Annotated in this window: 19 protein-coding genes and 3 tRNA genes; 14 read left to right on the forward strand and 8 right to left on the reverse strand. The window is 60.5% G+C overall.

Going from position 1 to position 18,461, the window contains the following annotated elements; translation table 11 throughout:
- The first annotated feature begins 55 nt into the window (after positions 1–55).
- The 4 genes from ACYQ3M_RS06795 (at position 56) to ACYQ3M_RS06810 (ending at position 3,532) form a co-directional block, all read left to right on the forward strand.
- Entirely contained in the window at positions 56–2,227 is a 2,172-nt protein-coding gene (locus tag ACYQ3M_RS06795) for a DUF255 domain-containing protein (protein ID WP_460035309.1), read from the forward strand.
- A gap of 1 nt (position 2,228) precedes the next feature.
- Complete coding sequence (locus tag ACYQ3M_RS06800) at positions 2,229–2,489, forward strand: DUF4160 domain-containing protein (RefSeq protein WP_460035310.1); 261 nt, start codon at positions 2,229–2,231, stop codon at positions 2,487–2,489.
- Positions 2,486–2,770, forward strand: a complete 285-nt coding sequence (locus tag ACYQ3M_RS06805) for a DUF2442 domain-containing protein (protein ID WP_460035311.1) — start codon at positions 2,486–2,488, stop codon at positions 2,768–2,770. Before ACYQ3M_RS06800 ends, ACYQ3M_RS06805 begins: the two co-directional genes overlap by 4 nt.
- Before the next feature lie 222 nt (positions 2,771–2,992).
- A complete protein-coding gene (locus tag ACYQ3M_RS06810) occupies positions 2,993–3,532 on the forward strand; it encodes a DVUA0089 family protein (RefSeq protein ID WP_460035312.1) in 540 nt (179 codons plus the stop codon).
- 144 nt (positions 3,533–3,676) lie between these two features.
- Here the strand turns inward: ACYQ3M_RS06810 and ACYQ3M_RS06815 are convergent, their stop codons facing one another.
- Both ACYQ3M_RS06815 and ACYQ3M_RS06820 read right to left on the reverse strand, forming a co-directional pair.
- Complete coding sequence (locus tag ACYQ3M_RS06815; protein ID WP_460035313.1) at positions 3,677–3,946, reverse strand: type II toxin-antitoxin system RelE family toxin; 270 nt, start codon at positions 3,944–3,946, stop codon at positions 3,677–3,679.
- Complete coding sequence (locus ACYQ3M_RS06820; protein ID WP_460035314.1) at positions 3,927–4,133, reverse strand: hypothetical protein; 207 nt, start codon at positions 4,131–4,133, stop codon at positions 3,927–3,929. The genes ACYQ3M_RS06815 and ACYQ3M_RS06820 overlap by 20 nt, the downstream gene beginning before the upstream one ends.
- Positions 4,134–4,284: 151 nt before the next feature.
- Here ACYQ3M_RS06820 and ACYQ3M_RS06825 point away from each other — a divergent pair.
- The 5 genes from ACYQ3M_RS06825 to erpA all read left to right on the forward strand — a co-directional run bounded on the left by ACYQ3M_RS06825 (position 4,285) and on the right by erpA (position 5,732).
- Positions 4,285–4,361 (forward strand) — tRNA-Glu (locus tag ACYQ3M_RS06825).
- A 47-nt stretch (positions 4,362–4,408) separates the two neighbouring features.
- Positions 4,409–4,484 (forward strand) — tRNA-Ala (locus ACYQ3M_RS06830).
- A gap of 6 nt (positions 4,485–4,490) precedes the next feature.
- Positions 4,491–4,567: transfer RNA gene (locus tag ACYQ3M_RS06835), tRNA-Glu, on the forward strand.
- Positions 4,568–4,610: 43 nt separating this feature from the next.
- The gene (locus ACYQ3M_RS06840) at positions 4,611–5,324 is read left to right on the forward strand and encodes a uracil-DNA glycosylase family protein (RefSeq protein ID WP_460035315.1); all 714 of its coding nucleotides are present in this window, start codon (positions 4,611–4,613) and stop codon (positions 5,322–5,324) included.
- Between the two features lie 72 nt (positions 5,325–5,396).
- Positions 5,397–5,732 carry an iron-sulfur cluster insertion protein ErpA gene (erpA, locus tag ACYQ3M_RS06845; protein WP_460035316.1) on the forward strand — a complete coding sequence of 112 codons (336 nt, stop codon included), beginning with the start codon at positions 5,397–5,399 and terminating at the stop codon, positions 5,730–5,732.
- Here erpA and ACYQ3M_RS06850 read toward each other — a convergent pair.
- Complete coding sequence (locus ACYQ3M_RS06850) at positions 5,729–6,829, reverse strand: anhydro-N-acetylmuramic acid kinase (protein WP_460035317.1); 1,101 nt, start codon at positions 6,827–6,829, stop codon at positions 5,729–5,731. The two genes, erpA and ACYQ3M_RS06850, sit on opposite strands and share 4 nt — an antisense overlap.
- A gap of 86 nt (positions 6,830–6,915) precedes the next feature.
- Here ACYQ3M_RS06850 and tyrS point away from each other — a divergent pair, with 86 nt between their 5' ends.
- Positions 6,916–8,127, forward strand: a complete 1,212-nt coding sequence (gene tyrS / locus ACYQ3M_RS06855) for a tyrosine--tRNA ligase (RefSeq protein ID WP_460035318.1) — start codon at positions 6,916–6,918, stop codon at positions 8,125–8,127.
- Positions 8,127–9,824 (forward strand): phosphohexomutase domain-containing protein, encoded by a 1,698-nt coding sequence (locus ACYQ3M_RS06860; RefSeq protein ID WP_460035319.1) that lies wholly within the window; start codon positions 8,127–8,129, stop codon positions 9,822–9,824. Before tyrS ends, ACYQ3M_RS06860 begins: the two co-directional genes overlap by 1 nt.
- Here the strand turns inward: ACYQ3M_RS06860 and ACYQ3M_RS06865 are convergent.
- On the reverse strand, positions 9,811–10,704 hold the full coding sequence (locus ACYQ3M_RS06865; protein WP_460035320.1) for a hypothetical protein: 894 nt from the start codon (positions 10,702–10,704) through the stop codon (positions 9,811–9,813). The two genes, ACYQ3M_RS06860 and ACYQ3M_RS06865, sit on opposite strands and share 14 nt — an antisense overlap.
- 160 nt (positions 10,705–10,864) lie before the next feature.
- Between ACYQ3M_RS06865 and ACYQ3M_RS06870 the strand changes: the two genes are divergently transcribed.
- Together ACYQ3M_RS06870 and metA are read left to right on the forward strand one after the other, a co-directional pair.
- A complete protein-coding gene (locus ACYQ3M_RS06870) occupies positions 10,865–11,728 on the forward strand; it encodes an ATPase (RefSeq protein ID WP_460035321.1) in 864 nt (287 codons plus the stop codon).
- Between the two features lie 13 nt (positions 11,729–11,741).
- Entirely contained in the window at positions 11,742–12,812 is a 1,071-nt protein-coding gene (gene metA, locus ACYQ3M_RS06875; protein ID WP_460035322.1) for a homoserine O-succinyltransferase MetA, read from the forward strand.
- Here metA and ACYQ3M_RS06880 read toward each other — a convergent pair.
- Complete coding sequence (locus ACYQ3M_RS06880; RefSeq protein WP_460035323.1) at positions 12,809–13,201, reverse strand: CBS domain-containing protein; 393 nt, start codon at positions 13,199–13,201, stop codon at positions 12,809–12,811. The genes metA and ACYQ3M_RS06880 overlap by 4 nt on opposite strands.
- A 94-nt stretch (positions 13,202–13,295) precedes the next feature.
- On the opposite strand from ACYQ3M_RS06880, the gene ACYQ3M_RS06885 reads away from it, so the two are divergent.
- Positions 13,296–14,120: a quinoprotein dehydrogenase-associated putative ABC transporter substrate-binding protein gene (locus ACYQ3M_RS06885; RefSeq protein WP_460035324.1), complete on the forward strand. Its 825-nt coding sequence runs from the start codon at positions 13,296–13,298 to the stop codon at positions 14,118–14,120.
- A gap of 72 nt (positions 14,121–14,192) precedes the next feature.
- Here ACYQ3M_RS06885 and ACYQ3M_RS06890 read toward each other — a convergent pair whose 3' ends face one another.
- From ACYQ3M_RS06890 to ACYQ3M_RS06900, 3 genes are all read right to left on the reverse strand, one after another.
- Entirely contained in the window at positions 14,193–14,360 is a 168-nt protein-coding gene (locus ACYQ3M_RS06890) for a hypothetical protein (RefSeq protein ID WP_460035325.1), read from the reverse strand.
- A gap of 106 nt (positions 14,361–14,466) precedes the next feature.
- The gene (locus ACYQ3M_RS06895) at positions 14,467–16,137 is read right to left on the reverse strand and encodes an AMP-binding protein (protein WP_460035326.1); all 1,671 of its coding nucleotides are present in this window, start codon (positions 16,135–16,137) and stop codon (positions 14,467–14,469) included.
- Positions 16,134–18,449: an alpha/beta fold hydrolase gene (locus ACYQ3M_RS06900; RefSeq protein WP_460035327.1), complete on the reverse strand. Its 2,316-nt coding sequence runs from the start codon at positions 18,447–18,449 to the stop codon at positions 16,134–16,136. The genes ACYQ3M_RS06895 and ACYQ3M_RS06900 overlap by 4 nt, the downstream gene beginning before the upstream one ends.
- Between the last annotated feature and the right edge of the window lie 12 nt (positions 18,450–18,461).

The following is an 18,461-nucleotide window of genomic DNA, read 5'->3' on the forward strand; positions in this document are numbered from 1 at the left end:
GCCTTGCGCGCTAAAGGCGTGTACACTGTTTTTCTTTAAACTACAGGAGGCGATTGTGGCGCGCGCCGAAAAGAAATTCACCAACCGCCTGATCCTGGAAAACTCCCCTTATCTCCTCCAGCACGCCCACAACCCGGTGGACTGGTACCCGTGGGGGGAGGAAGCCTTTGCCAAGGCCAGGCGCGAAGCCAAGCCCATCTTTCTCTCCAGCGGCTATTCGAGCTGCCACTGGTGCCACGTGATGGAGCGGGAAAGCTTCGAGGACGAGGAAATCGCCGCCATCCTCAACCGCGATTTCGTCCCGGTCAAGCTCGACCGCGAGCAGCGCCCCGACGTGGACGCCGTCTACATGCACGCGGTGCAGCTTTTGACCGGCCACGGCGGCTGGCCCCTGTCGGCCTTCCTGACCCCGGACGGCAGGCCATTCTTCGGCGGCACCTACTTCCCGCCGCAGGCGTTCAAGCGGCTTTTGCAGCAAGTGGCGGAGGCTTGGCGATCCCGGCGCGCCGAGATCGAGGCGCAGGCCGAAAGGCTCAAACAAGCGCTTCTTGAGCTGGAAAGCACGCACCCCGGGGAGATCGGCCCCGAGACCGTCGAGGCGGCGATCGCCGAAATCCTCGCGCCGTTCGATCCCCGCCACGGCGGCTTCGGCGCCGCGCCCAAGTTTCCCAACGAACCGTGGCTGGCTTTGCTCATCGACGAGCTGTGGCGCGGTGACGATCCCAAGGTGCTGGAAGTGGTGCGCAAGACCCTCGATGCCATGGCCCGCGGCGGCCTCTGCGACCAAATCGGCGACGGCTTTCATCGCTACTGTGTCGATGCCGCCTTCCAGATTCCCCACTTTGAAAAGATGCTCTACAACCAGGCCCAGCTCGGCCGCCTTTATGCTCGGGCCGCCGCCTTGACCAAAGACGCCCTGTTTGCCTACGCGGCGCGTTGCACCTTCGACTTTGTGCTGCGCGAGCTGACCGCCCCGGAAGGCGGCTTCTACGCGGCCATCGACGCCGACAGCGAAGGCGAGGAGGGCAAGTTCTACCTCTGGACTCCTGAAGAAATCCGCGCCGCCCTGCCCAAAGACGACGCCGAACTGGCCATCGAGCTCTTCGGGGTCAGCGCGTCCGGCAATTTCGAGGGCAAAAACGTCCTCCACCTGCCCCGGCCCCTGGCCGAGATCGCCCAAGCCAAAGGCATGACCGAAGAAGAACTGCTGGCCTGCCTCGACCGCATCCGCCAGCGCCTGTACCAGGTGCGCAGACGGCGGGTGCCGCCCCTGCGCGACGACAAGATCGTCACCGCCTGGAACGGCATGATGATCGCCGCTCTGGCCGAGGCCGCCCGCCTGTTCCACGAACCCAAATACCTGCTCGCCGCGCGCCGCGCCGCCGAGTTCTTAAGCCGCCACCACCTGCAAGGCGAGCGGTTGCTGCGCGCTTCCCGGAACGGGCGGCCGGCGGGGGAGGGGCTGCAGGAGGACTACGCCTTTCTCGCCGAAGGCTTTTTAGCCCTGTACGATGTGAGCGCCGACCCGGTCTGGCTCCAGGAGGCTGAGGCCCTCACCGCGGCCATGTTGGCGCAGTTCTGGGACGAAGCGCGGGGCGCTTGCTTCATGAACCGCGCAGACGAAAGGTTGGCAGTGCGCCCTAAGGACCTGTTCGACGGCGCCTACCCGTCTGGGAACGCGGCCGCCGCGCGCGTGCTCGCCCGCCTTGCCCGCCGCACCGGCAAGCTCGCCTACGAGAGGTACTTCAAGCCGCTTGCCGCCGCGCTAGGCGCCTGGGTGCGCCAACATCCGTCCGGCTTTGCCTATTTGCTCTTGGCCTGGCGCGAATCGCAAGCAGGCGAGGCGGGGCCGGTGCAGTGGGCCGCGGGCGGCCAAGTTCGCCTCAGCGGCTTGTGGCAGGGAAGGGAAGGCGTGGTCTGGCTCAGGATCGCCGACGGCTGGCATCTCAACGGGCCGGAAGCCACCGAAGACCTCATTCCCACTCGCTTGAGCCTGGACTGGCCGGCCTGCGGCTGGCGCCTCGGGCCGATCGCCTATCCTCCGCCCCAGAGTGTCAGAATTTTTGACAGCCGCCGGCCGTGGCGCGGGTATCTGGGCCGGGTCGAGCTGCGTTTTCGGATCGAAACCGCTGGACGGGGCCCTGTGCCCTTGAAACTGCAGCTGCAGGCCTGCGGCGAACGCAGCTGCCTGGCGCCGGAGACGGTGCGGTTTAAGGTGCCGGGGTAAAATGCCTATCGTGAGCCGTTTTCTCGGTATCATCATAACCATGTACTATAACGATCATGCCCCGCCGCATTTCCATGCCCGTTATGGAGATCAAGAGGCGGCCGTTGCCATTGATAATGGTGAAATTTTGGCCGGACGGTTGCCGCCCCGGGTGTTGGGTCTGATCCAGGAGTGGCGTGAGGTTCATCGGCATGAATTGCTGGAGAACTGGCATTTGGCCTCCCAGCATAAAATCTTGAAACCAATCGAGCCACTGATATGACTTCATTGCCAAAACTGATCGAAGCGAAATACATCGCTGATTACAGGATTTGGGTGCGATTCGCCGACGGTGTGGAGGGGGAGATCGATCTGAGCGGTGAGCTGTGGGGCGAGGTTTTCGAGCCCCTGCGTGATCCTGGCGAATTCGCCCGTATGCGCGTGGATGCGGAGGCAGGCACTGTGGTCTGGCCCAACGGGGCGGATTTTGCTCCGGAATTTCTTTACCACAAGCTTCGGCCCGAATATGCCCTCAAACCCGAGGCGGTCAACAGCGCGGCCTGAATGCCCCTTGCTCGTCCTCTTTAAGGATTGTGTGCGGGCCTACTGCCGAAGGCTTTCTGAGCTTGTCAGAATTTTTTACAGCGGCCGCCGCCGGATGTTCAAATATTCTTTATAAATCAATAACTTTAATATAATGGTACGATGCTTGCTTGAAATTTTTCGCGCCTGCCCGCGGGCAGGTGGGTTGGGAAAATTTCAATTTTTGAATCAGGAGAATCGGCCATGAAAAAACTGCTTTCCCTCTTTGGCCTGGCCCTGGCCCTGTATGCTGGGGGGGGGCAGGCCCTTCCGATAATAACCGATGTATATGTTACGGACAGCGATCCTGGCTCAGTGGCCTACGTCGAGTTTGACGTAACAACGGCCGGTACTTTTTCGATCGCTGCCCAGGGCCAATTTTCTTTAGATCCTGACGGGTATTGGAATTGGGATCCCCAGATCCATTTATTTGCTTCCAGCCTTGCCCTGGCGAACCTCATCGCGTCAAACGATGACAGCTTCGGCTGGGATTCGTTGATCAGCGCAATTCCTTTGGGAGTGGGGCATTATATCTTGGCCGTAAGTGAATATCACTTTACCCCCAGCGAGGCGATCTCGGGAAGCAATGCTTCGTCTGTGTATGATCCAGGCTGGATTCGTGTGACCATTGATTCGCCCGATGGGGATGCGCGTTTGTCTTCTGTCCCCGAACCCGCTACCCTGGCCTTGTTCGGCCTGGGGCTTGGGGCCTTGGGTTTTGGCCGCCGCAAGGCTCAAGTGTAAAGTTTCTTTACGCGAAAGGACGGCGCCCGCTTTCCGGCGGGCGTTTTTTAAAGGGGTCAGGTCTTGCAATCCAGCAAAATCTTATCCATGCTTGCAATATGACAAGGCCGCCGGCAGGTATGGCCTCAGGTGTTCGCTTTGGTGTCAAGGGGTGTTTCGGTAAATTGCTTTCCGATGTCCCACTCGGATGATTTCTATGATCAAAACGTCTGCAAGCACCGAATAGACGATCCGGTAATCCCCGGTGCGAAGCCGGTAGGTGTGGGATGCGCCACGCAATTTCCTGCTTCCTGGAGGATGCGGGTCGTTCGCAAGCGCCGTAACCTTCTTCAGAATTTTGGGGATGACCGTCTTGGGAAGCTGCCTCAATTCCTTTTCCGCCGAGCGTTTCCACTCAATCCGGTAAGAGGCCATCCCTTTCGAGCTTGTGCATGAGTTCCTCGTGGGGGACCGTCTGCTCGTCCCGCCTTTCCGCGAGCGCTGCGAGATCCTCCAAATCCTCAAGGAGTTCCTCAAACTCGGAAAGCGGTAAGATGACCGCCTTTTTTTCGCCTTTCTCGTCGCTGATATATTGAATGTGTATATCGGATATCCGGACCATCGGAGAATCACCACGATACTTACTATTTTTGCCAGTCTAGAGCAAACGGGTCAGGTCTTGCAATCCAGCCGATCTCATCAATCCGGTAAGAGGCCATAATCCTTCGGGTGATAGACAAAGGCGGCAAAAAAATTTAAACTTGTTAGAGTTCGTCCCCATCGTCTAGCCGGCCTAGGACACAGCCCTCTCAAGGCTGCAACACGGGTTCGAATCCCGTTGGGGACGCCAAACTTCTAGACACGTTCTTTCTTCCTGCGTAGAATAACGCTTCTTTCGGGGCCATAGCTCAGCTGGGAGAGCGCTACAATGGCATTGTAGAGGTCGCCGGTTCGATCCCGGCTGGCTCCACCACTTTCCGTCCCCATCGTCTAGACGGCCTAGGACACAGCCCTTTCAAGGCTGCAACACGGGTTCGAATCCCGTTGGGGACGCCAACACCCGCCTCAAGGCGGGTTTTTGTTTGGCGGAAGGGCATCCATGGACTTGATTGCGATCGCCGGCGAACTCGCGCACAAAGCCTCTAGGTTAAATTTCGGGCCGCCGGTGGCCTGCGTCTACAATCCCTTGGAATACGCTTGGCAACCCCACCGGCAGTACCTGGAGCGCTACGGCCAAGCGCCCAAGGAAATCCTGTTGGTGGGCATGAATCCGGGTCCCTGGGGCATGGTCCAGACCGGCGTGCCGTTCGGGGACGTGGTGTTGGTGCGCGACTGGCTCGGCGTTGCCGCGCCGGTCGGGCGGCCGGCAAAGGAGCATCCGGCCCGGCCGGTGTTGGGGTTTGCCTGTCGCCGGCGGGAGGTGAGCGGCATGCGGTTGTGGGGCTGGGCGAAACAGACCTACGGCGTACCTTGGCGCTTTTTTGCCCGCTTCTTCGTCCTCAATTACTGCCCTTTGGCCTTTTTTAAGGAGACCGGCGAGAACCTTACCCCCGACCGACTGACTGCGGAAGACCGGCGGCCTTTGCTTGAAGTGTGCGATGCGGCGCTTAAGGCGGCGGTAGAGTATCTCAAACCCCGCTACGTTTTCGGCGTGGGGAGATTTGCCGCGCGCCGGGTGGGCAAGGTGCTGGCGGGAACGGAGATCGTCGCCGGCGCGGTCCCCCACCCCAGCCCGTTAAATCCTGCCGCCAACCGGGGTTGGGCGCAAGCCTTCACGCACGCGTTGGCGGCGGCGGGCGTCCGGCTGCCTTGAAGGACGATTCTTGACCTAAATTGTAGGGTAAAAGGATAATGGCAACCGTCTTAACGCTTTGCGAGGGAGTCTATGTCCGAGACACCTATCCTTTTTACCGACCGAGCCGCGGCCAAAGTCGCAGAACTTTTGGCGGAGGAAAATAACCCCGACCTCAAGCTCAGGGTGTACATTACCGGCGGCGGGTGCAGCGGGTTTCAATACGGTTTCACCTTTGACGAGCGCGCCGCCGAGGACGACACCGTGATCGAAAAGCACGGCGTGACGGTGCTGGTCGATTCCATGAGCCTGCCTTATCTGCAGGGGGCCGAAATCGACTATAAAGAAGACCTTGCCGGGGCGCGCTTCGTCATCCGCAATCCCAACGCCAAGACGACCTGCGGCTGCGGTTCGTCGTTTGCGGTTTAACCCGCCGGGTAGATCCCGCCCAGGATCACTTCACGGCGGGCGCCGGTGACCGCAGGCAAATTGCCCGGCAAGCCTTCCAGAGTCCGCCAGGCTAGCCAAGCGAAAGCCGAAGCTTCCACCCAGTCGGGGTCGAGGCCGTAGCTCGCCGTGGTCTCCACCGGGCAGCCGCAGTACGCCGCCAAAAGTTCTAAAAGATAGCGGTTATGGGCGCCGCCCCCGCACACCAGGAGCCGGTCCGGTCGGGCGCTTTTGAGGCTTGAAGCCACTGAGGCGGCGGTCAGGTGGGCGAGGGTAGCCTGGACGTTTTGGGGTGGGATCCTAAAGCCCTGGAGCTTTTCTTCAAGCCAGGCCAGAGAGAAATACTCGGGACCGGTGCTTTTGGGAGGCGGTAGGCGAAAATACGGGTCGGCGAGCAGGGCTTCGAGCAATTCAGGCACTGCCTTTCCCGCGCGCGCCCACTGCCCGCCCTCGTCCCACGGTCTGCCTAAGTGTCGGTCGGTCCAGCGATCGAGCAGCGTATTGCCAGGACCGGTATCGAAACCGGTGACAGGTTGCCTAAGGTCTTTAGGCAGCAGGGTGAGGTTGGCGATTCCGCCCAGGTTCAGCACCGCGCGGTTTTCTTCTGGAGAAGAAAACACCGCCTTGTGGAAGGCGGGGACCAGCGGGGCGCCTTGGCCTCCGGCGGCCAGGTCGCGGCGGCGGAAGTCGGCCACGACGGTGATCCCGGTGATTTCGGCGATGCGGTTGGGATCGCCGATCTGCAGCGTGTAGGGGTAAACGCCCTGCGGATGGTGGTGCAAGGTTTGACCGTGGCTGCCGATGGCGCGCACTTGGCGCGGCAAGATTTTGGCCTTCTCGAGCAAGGCCAGAGCGCAGCGGCCAAAAAGCTCTCCCAGTTCGGCGTCCAATTGGCCGAGCACCTGGGTGGGAACGGTGGCGGCAAAGCAATAGCGAGCGAGCCGCTGTCTGAGCTCGTGGGGAAACGGCGTGTAATGGCGCTCGCGCAGGGCGAACGCCTGGGCGGAGACCTCCGCCAGCACGGCGTCGATGCCGTCGAGGCTGGTGCCGGACATCAGGCCGATGAAGTACTCGCCCATGAAAGCGCCAAAGTGCCCAATAAGGGTTGTTAAGTTTAATGGACTGCGTGTAACCTTTGCCAGTTAAACACACCTTAAAAGCAACCATGCAGGCAGCGACCGCATTGACCGAACTTAAACGCGGCACCGAAGAAATCCTCCGCGAAGACGAACTGTTGGCCAGACTCGCCGAGGGGCGCCCGCTCCGCGTCAAGGCCGGTTTCGATCCCACCGCTCCGGATTTGCACCTAGGACATACGGTTTTGCTCAACAAACTCAGGCAGTTCCAAGAGCTCGGGCACGAGGCGATCTTTTTGATCGGCGATTTCACCGGCATGATCGGCGACCCTACCGGCAAGAGCCAGACTCGCCCGCCGCTGACCCGCGACGAGGTGATCGAAAACGCCCGCACTTACGAGGAACAGATTTATAAAATCTTGGACCCGCAGCGCACTCTGGTGATGTTCAATTCGAGCTGGCTGGGCGAGCTTTCTGCCGCCGATCTGATCCAGCTGGCGGGCAAGTACACCGTGGCCAGGATGCTCGAGCGCGACGATTTCAAAAAGCGCTACCAAAGCGGCCAGGCGATCGCCATCCACGAGTTTCTGTATCCCTTGCTGCAGGGCTACGATTCGGTGGCGCTCAAGGCCGACGTGGAGTTGGGAGGGACCGACCAGAAGTTCAACCTTTTGGTCGGCCGCTACCTGCAACAGGTCTACGGCCAAAAACCGCAAGTGGTGATCACCCTGCCGATCCTGGAGGGGCTAGACGGGGTGCAGAAGATGTCCAAGTCGCTCAAAAACTACATCGCTATTTGCGAACCGCCTGAGGAGATGTTCGGCAAGCTCATGTCGATCTCGGATACCCTGATGTGGCGCTATTTCGAGCGGTTGAGCCTGCGCCCGGCGGCGGAGATCGAGGGCCTAAAGCGCGCCTGCGCCGAAGGCAAAAACCCGCGCGAGGCCAAGATCGAGCTGGCGCTGGAAATCGTCGGCAGGTTCCACGGCCCGGCGGCGGCGCGTCGCGCGCTGGAAGATTTCGAAGCGCGCTTCAAACGCGGGGAGCTGCCCCAGGACATCGCCCTTTGTAGAATCGCCGCGCCTTCCGGCACAGGCTTGGGCGTTGCCTACCTCCTCAAGGAGGCAGGGCTCGCGCCCAGCACTTCTGAGGCGATCCGCTTGATCCGGCAGGGGGCGGTGCGGGTCGACGGCGAACGGCTCGGCGATCCGGGGCGCACGATTGCGGTCGGCGAAACCCACGTCTTTCAGGTCGGCAAGCGCCGCATCGCCAAAATCGAGGTGGTTGGAGGGGAGGCGTGATGGGGCCGAGTTTGCAAGAAGTGTTGACGTTTACACCTAAGCCCCTCCAATTCGGGACCAGCGGCGTGCGCGCCCGCGTGGAGGAGCTGACCGACCTTGAGGTGTACTGTCTGACCCGCGGCACGTTGGCGTATTTCGAGCGCATCGGCAAGCTCGCGTGCGTTGCCAAACCCAAAGAGGCCATCGCTATCCCTCTGGCCGGGGATCTTAGGCCGTCCACCTTGAGGCTGCTTGCGGCGACCGCCAAGGCGATTGCAGACGCAGGTTACCAAGTGGATTACGGGGGATTCTTGCCGACCCCGGCGTTGACGTACTACGCCTTGGCGCAGGGGGTGGCGAGCTTTGTGGTGACCGGCAGCCACATCCCCGCCGACCGCAACGGCCAGAAGGCCAACCGCTGCGACGGGGAAGTGCGCAAAAGCGACGAAGCCGGGATCCTGGAGGCGGTCGAGGCGTTCCGCCGCCAGGAGTACGCCCGCCCGGCGGAAGCTTCGCCGTTTGCCCCCGATGGCCAGTTCAAACCTCAATTTCGCCCCGCCTTGCCTAAGATCAACCCGGCCCCGGCAGCGCGCTACCGCGACCGCTATCGGGAAGCGTTCGCCGGTTCCCTTGAGGGTTTGAGGGTATTGTTCTTCGAGTACAGCGCGGTGGGCCGCGAGCTGTTGCCGGAGATCTTGACCGCCGCTGGGGCCGAAGTGATTTGCGTTGGCCGGTGCGAGGAGTTCATCCCGCTCGATACCGAGGCGATCTCAGAGGCGCACCTTGCGCTGCTTGGCGACTGGGTGAAGCGCCAAGGCGCACCGCTCGATGCGGTGGTGAGCACCGACGGCGACAGCGATCGGCCGCTTTTGCTTGGCGTCTCCGGGGAGGAGCTTACGCTCTTCCCGGGCGACCTGTTGGGGGCGGTCACGGCGGAGTATCTGGGTGCGGACGCGGCGGCGGTACCGATCAGCGCCAATCCGGCGTTGGAGGAATTTTTGGCCGCGCGGGGAATCGCTTTGCGCCGTACCCGGATCGGTTCCCCTTACGTGATCGAGGCCATGCAAGACTGGATCCAAAGCGGCAAGCAAAAAGTCGTCGCCTGGGAGGCCAACGGTGGTTTTTTGGTGGGATCGGATCTGCTTTTGGAAGGCGGGCCGCTCCAAGCGCTGCCCACCCGCGATGCCGCTTTGCCGATTCTGAGCGCGCTGGCGGCGGCCAAGCGGCGCGGGACGGATCTGATCGGGCTGCTGCGCGAATTTCCCCAAAGCTTTGGGTGTTCTGACCTCATCGATGGTTTTCCCCAAAGCTTAAGCCGCAAAATCGTTTCTTATTTCGCCCCGCCGGAAGCCGGGGTCGAGGAGGTGCGCTTTGGCGACGGGGCGGTGGCGTTGCTGGGAGGAGGGGCCTTCGAGCTTGCTCGTTGGCCTGCAACGAGCCCGCAGGCAGAGCGGTGGTTGGCGCGCAAACGGCTGCTGGAAGAGGTTTTTTCCTCGCGCCTGGGGTTTGCGCCTCTCCTCGCCTTCAACGTGCTCGACGGCGTGCGCGGTTACTTTGCCAACGGCGAGGTCGCCCACGTGCGCCCCTCGGGCAATGCCCCCCAGCTTCGCATCTACGCTTACGCGGCCACCCCGGCGCGGGCCAAGGAAATCGCCCGGCTCGCTGTGGCTCAAGGCGGACTGCTCGAACAGCTGGCGCGCAAAGTCAGCGCAGCTTGACCCAGGTCAGGACCAATTTGGCCCGGCCAAAGCCTGGGACTTCGCCTTCGATTTGCAGCGGCAGGCGCGTTTTGGGGTCGCGCAGGAAAATAATATCGCCTTCCATGCCGAGAAATTCAAAGGGCTCGGGATCGTTGCCCTCGGCTTCTTGGGGCAGAGGGTGGATGCGAATGCGTTCGGCGTGGATAAGGGCCTGCACCGGGTGCGATTTTGCGCCTTGCCTTAAGCGATAGTTGACCTGCACGGGCTCTGGGCCGGTGGGTTGGAAGCTGACCGGGTACACGCCTTCCTTGTTGAACAAGCAAACCACCGTCTCGGCGGTGGGCCAGTCCTGGGAGAGCAGCAGGAGGATCGCGTACGGGTCGGAGATCAAAGCGCAGCGGCGGATGACCGTTTGGGGAAAGGCGTGAAACGTTTCGTTGGTAATGGGCCAAGTCGTGGGCGGTTTGAGCTCTTGCTCTGGGTTGTTAGGCTGCTGGCGGATCCGATAAACCCCTGGGGCGGCGTAACGGTAGGTTTTGTAATCGCCCCCTGGCCCGATTTTGAGCCGGTTGCGTTGCAAGGCGGTAAGATCGGGTTGCATCCAAAGCTGTCCTAGCCAGGTCTTGCTCGACAGGAACCATTTTAGGCGGGTTTCTACCCTCAGGCGGTAGACTTTGCCGTGAGGCTTTAGAGCGCCTGGGCGTTCGAGCAATTCCGGTCTGGCCTGGTCGGCGGTAATCGTTTTTAGATCCGCTTTGACCGTTAAAGCCGGGGGCAATTCCAGCCGCAGTTCACTCCAGGCAGGAAGATCCAACTGTGGCTGGGCTTGGATCGCTAAGCTAAGCCAGGAGAGCAAAAGCCCAGTTGCCCACCGGGCCGCTTGGTATCTAAAAGCCATCCTAAATCCGATTGGGGCCAGACCCTAAAAAAAATTAAATTATGACACGCGGCGGGTTTTCCCTAAACGGAAAGTTCAGCTTGCGGTCTAAATTTAAACCGTTGCGTTCAAGCTGTGCTTAAATAGCAAGATTGGCTAAACCCGCTCAGCGAGTTGCTGTATGAGAATGACACCACAGGAATTTTTGCGCTGGGACGCCAAGCGCATCACCTTGCTCGGGATGTCCGGGGTAGGCAAGACCACGCTTGCCAACAAATTGCCCAAGGCCGAATGGTTCCACTACTCGGGCGATTATCGGATCGGCACCAAGTATTTGGAGGAGCCGATCCTCGACAACATCAAGCGCCAAGCCATGCAGGTGCCTTTTTTGCGCGACTTGCTGCGTTCCGATTCGATCTATATCTGCAGCAACATTACGGTAGAAAACCTAGCTCCCATCGCCACCTTTTTGGGCAAGGTCGGCGATCCGGCGCAAGGCGGGTTGCCGCTTGCGGAATTCAAACGCCGCCAGGCGCTGCACCGCCAGGCCGAGATCGCCGCCATGCTGGACGTGCCGGAGTTCATCGACAAGGCGCGCGAGATTTACGGTTACCGCCACTTCGTCAACGACGCCGGCGGCAGCGTGTGCGAGTTGGACGCGCCGGAGGTGCTCGAAACTTTGGCCGAGCATACTTTAATCCTTTACCTCAAGACGACGCCGGAATTGGAGCAGACTTTGATCGAGCGCGCCCGTCGCAACCCCAAGCCTTTGTATTATCGAGAGGAGTTTTTGGACCGCCAGCTGGCGGAATTCCTCGCCGAGCGCGGCTACGCCAGCGCCGATCAGATTCCGCCGGACGAGTTCGTGGCTTGGGTGTTTCCGCGTTTGTTTCACTCGCGCCTGCCGCGCTATCAGGCGATCGCCGACCGCTACGGCTATGTGATCGACGCCAGCGAGGCGGCCAAGGTGCGCGACGAACAGGATTTTCTCCAGCTGGTGGCCGATAGCCTCGCGGCCAAAGAAGCCCCTTCCCGCAACGAGTGAGAGGAGGAAAATTATGCCTTTGGTTGCCCATACCGAGCTGCCCACGTTTGCACGTCTTAAGGCCGAGGGCCAAAAAGTGCTGTCCCTGGAGGCGGCGCGTCATCAGGACATCCGCGAACTCCACATCGGCCTGTTGAACATGATGCCGGACAAGGCGTTGGAAGCGACCGAACGGCAGTTTTTCCGGCTGCTCGGGGGATGCAACCAGATCGTGCAGTTTTACGTCCACCCGTTTACCATCGAGGGACTAAAACGCAGTCCCGAGGCCCGCGCGCATATCGAACGTTACTACGAACCGTTTGCCAAGATCCGCGCAGAAGGGCTGGATGCCTTGATCATCAGCGGCGCCAACGTGACTTGCGCCGACATTTCCGAAGAGCCTTTCTGGGGGCCTTTGACCGAAGTCTTCGATTGGGCTAAGCGGCATGTGACTTCTATTTTGTGTTCGTGCCTGGCGACCCACGCGCTGGTTCAGTACAGTTACGGCATCCGCCGCACCCGCTTGCCGGCCAAGCGCTGGGGAGTGTATTCCCACCGCGTGGTGGAACCGCGCCATCCTTTGGTCGCCGACATCAACACCCGTTTCGACGTGCCCCATTCGCGCTTCAACGAACTGTTCCGCCAAGACCTAGAGCGGGCGGGACTGAAAATCTTGGTAGAAAGCGAGGTGGCCGGCGTGCACCTGGCGGTCAGCCCGGACCTCTTGCGGGTGGTGTATTTCCAAGGGCACCCCGAATACGATACCGTCAGCCTGCTCAAAGAATACAAACGCGAGGTGGGCAGGTATTGCCGCGGCGAGCGCGAAGACTATCCGCCGCTGGTGGAGAACTATTTCAACGCCCAAGCTCAGGCGATTTTGCGGGATTATCGGGCGGCGGTGGAAAGCGCCAAGCGCCGGGGAAAAGAGCCGCCGGAGTTTCCAGAAAGCGCGTTGCTGCCGCTGCTCGACAACACCTGGCGCGATACCGCCAAAGCGGTGTTCAACAATTGGTTGGGGCTGGTCTACCAGGTGACCGACCAGGATCGGCGGGTGCCGTTTATGCCCGGCGTGGATCCGGACAATCCTTTGGGAATAGCGATTTAGCGCACCAAGCGCAGGAGGTCAAAAGCGGTGATGATGCCACGCACGCAGCGCTTGTCTCCCACCAGCACGCGGTGGATGCGGCGCTCGATCATCAGTTCGGCCACTTCCCGCGGCGAAAGGTCGGGTGGAACGAAAACCACCTCGTCGGTCATGATGTCGCCTACGGTGATATTTACCCCATCCAGCTTGAGGCGGTCGCGTCCTTGGAAGCGCAAGGCCCGGATGACGTCGGTCTTGGAGGCGATGCCGACGATCTCCCCAACGGCGTTTTGGACGGGGGCGCCGTCGATGTCTTGGACGGTCAAAAACTCTTCGAATTGGTCCAAGGTCATTTCCGGAGGGACGCAAACCACCTCCGGTTGCATGATGTCTTTGGCTTGGAGGGTCATGGAGTGATGGCCTAAAGATGAGAAGACTAAAGCTACCTGAAAATTCATTCGATCACAAGAATCTAACGGTTTTAACTTGAATGGAGTCGTGCCGATGTCAGTTCGTTTGCTAATAAGTTTGGTGGCGTTCGTGCTTGGGCTAGGGGGCGCGCGTGCTGAATCTTTGCGGGTCTGCGCCGACCCAGTCAATCCCCCGCTGTCTACAAGACAAGAAGACGGCTTTGAAAATCAGATCGCCAAGTTGTTCGCTGAGGCCTTAGGGGAAAAAGTCGAATATACCTGGTTCCCCCAAAGGATCGGTTTCCTGCGCAACACCCTGCAGGCCAAAGACCCCGAGACCGAGCGCTACAAGTGCGACGTAGTCATGGGGCTGCCTGCCGGTTTTGAGTTGGCCGCGACCACCAAACCGTATTATCGCTCCACTTACGTGTTGGCGATTGCCCTTGGCAAAGGCTTTGACGACATCGACCGCCCGGAAAAGCTGTTTGACCTGCCCCCCGGACGCAAAGCCAAGCTCAGGATCGCCATGTTCGATCGCACTCCTGGCGTGACCTGGCTGTTGCGCCACGGTCTGCTCGATCAGGGGCGTACCTATCAGGCGATGACCGGCGATCCGAACGTCAACACCGCCATGACGCTGGAGAAGGAATTTACCGCCGGCAGAATCAACATGGCTCTCGTGTGGGGGCCGATCGGCGCCTATTTGGCCTTGAAACACCCCAAAGACTTCCGGCTGCTGCCGCTCAAATCGGAGCCTGGAATCCGCTTTGATTACGCCATTGCCATGGGAGTGCGGCGCGACGACAAGGCGTTGAAAGCCAAGCTCGATGCGCTGATCGAGCAGCACCGCGAGGCGATCACGGCGTTGCTCAAGCGCTATAAAGTCCCGCTGGTGGACAAGGAAGGCAATCTGCTCTGAAACAAAAAGAGAGGCGATGGCAAAATCGCCTCTCTATCCATCACGAGAAGGAGGAGTCCAAAAGAGGCAGAACTAGCGGTAGGCGGAAAAAGCTTTATCTTGTTGGATAGCTTGCTCGGTGGTGACGTATTTGCCGTGTTCCTGATTTTTGACCATCCACAAAGCGGTGGCCACGGCGACGATGACGGCGGCGATGATGTACCAAAAGTAATCTTTTTCCTGTTTAGGTTGTTCGCTCATCGTGTTCTCCTAAAAGATATTGGTTGGTAAATGAGTCAGATGCGCCTGACGGAACTTACGTTACCACTTGCGCTGCGATCGGTTTTTGACCTAAAGCAAAAATAGCTTAGCGAAGCTGGCGGCGCAGGACTTTACCCACCGCCGATTTGGGCAGTTCGGCGCGAAACTCGATCCAGTGGGGACGCTTGTAGGCGGTGAGGTTGGCGCGGCACCAAGCCTGGATTTCCTCTGCGCTCAGGCTGGGATCGGCCTTGACCACGACCAGTTTGACCGCCTCGCCGGTGTGGGGATCGGGCACGCCGAGGGCGGCGCATTCCTTGACTTTGGGATGGGCGCTCACCACTTCCTCGATTTCGCTGGGATAGACGTTGAAACCCGAGACTAGGATCAGATCCTTTTTGCGATCCACCAAATAGAAAAATCCGCGCTCGTCCATCTTGGCGATGTCGCCGGTGCGCAGCCAGCCTTCCGAGTCCAGGACCGCCTGCGTTTCCTCGGGCTTCTTCCAGTAGCCGCGCATCACCTGGGGGCCGCGCACGCACAATTCGCCGATTTCCCCGGGGGGCAGAGTCCGGCCGTCGTCGACGATCCGACATTCGGTGCCTGGGAGCGGCAAGCCGATGCTGCCGGTGAAGGTGTCGCAGTCTAAGGGATTTAAGGTTACCACCGGCGAGGCCTCGGTCAGCCCATAGCCTTCCAGCACCGGACAGCCGGTGAGCTTCTGCCAGCGTTCTGCGACCGCTTTCTGCGTCGCCATGCCTCCCGCCAAGGTGAGCTTTAGGGCGGTAAAATCCAGCTTGGCGAAGCTCGGGGTAGCGAGCAAATGGCTAAATAGCGTGTTGACCCCGGTGATCACCGAAGGTCTAAACTCGCGTAAGGTTTGGATCAGGCCGGGCAAGTCCCGAGGATCGCTGACCAGCCGGTTGCATGCCCCTAGACTCATCCCGACCCAGAGGTTGGCGGTGAGGGCGAAGATGTGGTACAGGGGGAGGGCGGTGACGACGCGCTCGCGGCCAGGTTCCAAGCGCTTGCGAAAGCCTTTGCAGGTGAGCCACAAGCGCGCCTGCTCGATGTTGGCGAGCAAATTGGCGTGGGAGAGCATCGCCCCTTTGGGAGTGCCGGTGGTGCCGCCGGTGTACTGTAGAAACGCCAGGTCATTGGGCTCGAGGGGAACGTGCAAAGGCGTCTCTTGCCCTTCTTCCAGGGCCTGGCGTAGGCTTGCGGTGATCGGAAGCCGAAACGGCGGTACTTGGCGCTTTAGATAGCGTACCGTCCAGTTCACCAGTCGGCGTTTGAGGGGAGGGCACAGGTCGCCGACTTCGGTGACGAAGATGTGCTTGAGCCTAAGCCCGTACTGGGTGCAAGCCTGTTCCAGAACGCGGCCAAAGTTGGCGAGCGCCACGATCCCTGAGGCTTCTGCGTCCTTCAACTCCTGCGCCAATTCCCTAGCGGTGAACAGCGGGTTGACGTTGATTACGGTCAGGCCGGCGCGCAAGGCGCCGATCAGCACCACCGGCGTCTGCAGCAGGTTGGGCAGCATGATCGCCAGCCGCTCGCCTTTTTCCAGCCCAAAGCGGCGCAAGCTGTGGGCAAAACGCAAAGACAGGCGATAGAGGTCGCGATACCTCAGAACCGTACCTAGGTTTACTAACGCCGGGGCCTCCGCGAACTCGCGGCTTATCCGCGCAAACAGCGCGACCAAAGAGGCGTCCTCCAAAGGAGGCAGGTCGGCTGGCAGGCCTTGCGGATAAAGCTTGAGCCAAGGCCGGTCGCTCATAGGGAGAGGCCGTGCTGGTCGAGGAAAAACCGGATCATCGCATGGACTCCACCGGGATCTTCGTACACGATGTTGTGTCGGCGAGCGCCGATCAGGGCCAGGATTTTGCGGTGGGTGCCCAGTTGATCGAAGAGGATTTGGGCGCTGTTTGGGTCGACTACTGGGTCGCCGTCTCCTTGCAAGAGCAAGACCGGGCATTGGACTTCAGGCAAACGCGCCTTGGTTTCGGCGATGAGCCCGCGCAGTTCGTGAAGGGCCTGGATAGGGACGTGGCGATAATTGAGCTTAGGGTGTTCCGACTGGTTGAGCAAGAAACCCTTAAAACCGCCGTTCGGCATCCACTCGGTCAGGCGCCGGGCCTGATGGACCAACGGCACCAGCGCCAGGGTGGGACTGCGAAATTTAATTGGAGGGGCGATCGCTGCTACCGCCGTCAACGGGTCGGGCTGGTCGGCGGCCAAAAGCAGGGCCAGCAATCCGCCGGTGGAGAAGCCGACGACCGCGACGGTTGGGGTCAGGTCGGCGAGAATCTCAAAGCCGCGCCGGACCGAAGCGTACCAATCTGAAAACGTGCGCTCGCGTAGGTCGCACGGGGAGGTGCCGTGCCCCTTGAGGCGGACGCCGAGCACGGTGTAGCCGGCCCGGACCAGGGCCTCGCCCAAAGGGCGCATCGCCGCCGGGGAGGCGAGCAGGCCGTGGACCAACAGCACGCCTTTGGCACAAGCTTTGGGTGAGAACAGAAACGGCTCGGCGCTTTCGGTGAGCGTCTCGAGTTGATTGATCTCGGCAAAGCACGGCGCCGAATAAAATTTTTTATCCCAATGCCAGGATCGGATTTCGTCGTCGAAACGCAGCCCTGCCAACTCGCGCGCGGTCAGCCGCTCGGCCTGATCGAGCGCCTGCCCGACGATTTGCCGAACGCGCGACAGGGGTGCGACCTCGTTGGCGTAGACCAGCACTGGGTTTTCCAGGCGAATGCGGTCGAGTTCGAATTCTTGGCTCAGTTTGGGTAAAAAGTGGTAACAGCCGCCGACCGGTTCGATCAACCCGGCGCTTTCCGCCGTGCCGAAGAACTGCTTGAGAAAAGGCGGTTCGGCGGCGGGCAGGTCGCGGTAATTGTCCGGGTTGCCCAAGCTGCGGTGCAAAAACAGCCTAGGCTCGCGTTGGATGCGCTTGATTGCCAAGTATAGGGCGGCGTTAAAGGTTTGTTTGACGAGCCGGTCGCGGCCGCGCCGCAGCGCCTCGTAGATCAGTGTGGCGGCCAAGTGGCACAGATGGATGGTGACGGCTCGATACATAGCCGCCATATATTGATCCCGAATCCGGTGGGCATTGTGCCGGAGACGGCGGGCCAAGAAGCGTTGCCCAAAGCCCTGGCTGGTGTGCCAGGCGAAGATCTCTTCTAGGTTGTCGATCTGCGGCAAGAGCCTGCGGTAAAGCCAGCGCTCCCAGGGTCTCCAGCACTCGTCTATGCGTATCGGTTCGTCCAAATGGATGTCCATGTCGGTATCTTTCAGAAGCAGATTGCCCTCGATCAAAAGCTCTTCCAGCAGGCGTTTGCTGATTCCCGGGCGGATCGTTTCGATCGCTTTGTGGATGAAATTGTCGTCGATGCGTAAGGGGAAAAAGGTGATGTTGGCCGCTGCGATCAGCGTCGGCTCGCGGCAGCGGGCGAGAAATTCGTCGCGGTCTTGGAGATTCAGCTGCCGTTGCCAGCGCGCTAGGCGATCCTCCTGCCCGCCGGCGTAGGCGGTAAGGACCGCTTGCTTGAACAGATCCAGAACCAAAGCCAACACCGCCGCGCCGGTGTGCTGGCGGCGCCGGTCGAGGGCGGTACGGGAATAGATGCGGTAGCGCCCTTTGCGATCGACGACGCGCCGGTCCTTGACCATGCCGCCTTCCGGAAAGACGATCACTTTGCGGCCGCGCAGGATTTGCCTGGCCAACAACGGCAGCAGCTGGGGGTGGTCGTGGGGGATGGCGCCCACGCTCAGCAACCAGCGGCCGAGGTTCTCATTGACTTCGAACAGCTCTCGGTGGGCGATGGCGCAACAATAAGTGCGGCAGCATTCGTAGAGCAGATATTGGGGAATCAGGGTCTCGAAGCGGGCGAAGTGGTTGAAGACGAAGATCTGGGCTTGGTTTACCAGCCCTTCTGGAGCGTGGAGCTTGAAATTAAGGTGGAGGAAACGCTTGGCGAAGCGGAACAGGCGCACGGCGCGGTCGTAAGCTGCCGTATCTATTTCGTAGGCAGTATAGGGTAGAGCCGGTGCCCGATCGATCGTGGGCATGCAAAAAACGAGGCGGGCCATAAGGCCCGCGTC

It is taken from the genome of Methylothermus subterraneus (assembly GCF_054656915.1).

Excerpts from the sequence above, each read along its gene's own strand:
- ACYQ3M_RS06800 (WP_460035310.1), top strand. The coding sequence starts at position 2,229 with ATGCCTATCGTGAGCCGTTTTCTCGGTATCATCATAACCATGTACTAT.
- ACYQ3M_RS06805 (WP_460035311.1), top strand. The coding sequence starts at position 2,486 with ATGACTTCATTGCCAAAACTGATCGAAGCGAAATACATCGCTGATTAC.
- ACYQ3M_RS06810 (WP_460035312.1), top strand. The coding sequence starts at position 2,993 with ATGAAAAAACTGCTTTCCCTCTTTGGCCTGGCCCTGGCCCTGTATGCT.
- ACYQ3M_RS06815 (WP_460035313.1), bottom strand. The coding sequence starts at position 3,946 with ATGGCCTCTTACCGGATTGAGTGGAAACGCTCGGCGGAAAAGGAATTG.
- ACYQ3M_RS06820 (WP_460035314.1), bottom strand. The coding sequence starts at position 4,133 with ATGGTCCGGATATCCGATATACACATTCAATATATCAGCGACGAGAAA.
- ACYQ3M_RS06840 (WP_460035315.1), top strand. The coding sequence starts at position 4,611 with ATGGACTTGATTGCGATCGCCGGCGAACTCGCGCACAAAGCCTCTAGG.
- erpA (WP_460035316.1), top strand. The coding sequence starts at position 5,397 with ATGTCCGAGACACCTATCCTTTTTACCGACCGAGCCGCGGCCAAAGTC.
- ACYQ3M_RS06850 (WP_460035317.1), bottom strand. The coding sequence starts at position 6,829 with ATGGGCGAGTACTTCATCGGCCTGATGTCCGGCACCAGCCTCGACGGC.
- tyrS (WP_460035318.1), top strand. The coding sequence starts at position 6,916 with ATGCAGGCAGCGACCGCATTGACCGAACTTAAACGCGGCACCGAAGAA.
- ACYQ3M_RS06860 (WP_460035319.1), top strand. The coding sequence starts at position 8,127 with ATGGGGCCGAGTTTGCAAGAAGTGTTGACGTTTACACCTAAGCCCCTC.
- ACYQ3M_RS06865 (WP_460035320.1), bottom strand. The coding sequence starts at position 10,704 with ATGGCTTTTAGATACCAAGCGGCCCGGTGGGCAACTGGGCTTTTGCTC.
- ACYQ3M_RS06870 (WP_460035321.1), top strand. The coding sequence starts at position 10,865 with ATGAGAATGACACCACAGGAATTTTTGCGCTGGGACGCCAAGCGCATC.
- metA (WP_460035322.1), top strand. The coding sequence starts at position 11,742 with ATGCCTTTGGTTGCCCATACCGAGCTGCCCACGTTTGCACGTCTTAAG.
- ACYQ3M_RS06880 (WP_460035323.1), bottom strand. The coding sequence starts at position 13,201 with ATGACCCTCCAAGCCAAAGACATCATGCAACCGGAGGTGGTTTGCGTC.
- ACYQ3M_RS06885 (WP_460035324.1), top strand. The coding sequence starts at position 13,296 with ATGTCAGTTCGTTTGCTAATAAGTTTGGTGGCGTTCGTGCTTGGGCTA.
- ACYQ3M_RS06890 (WP_460035325.1), bottom strand. The coding sequence starts at position 14,360 with ATGAGCGAACAACCTAAACAGGAAAAAGATTACTTTTGGTACATCATC.
- ACYQ3M_RS06895 (WP_460035326.1), bottom strand. The coding sequence starts at position 16,137 with ATGAGCGACCGGCCTTGGCTCAAGCTTTATCCGCAAGGCCTGCCAGCC.
- ACYQ3M_RS06900 (WP_460035327.1), bottom strand. The coding sequence starts at position 18,449 with ATGGCCCGCCTCGTTTTTTGCATGCCCACGATCGATCGGGCACCGGCT.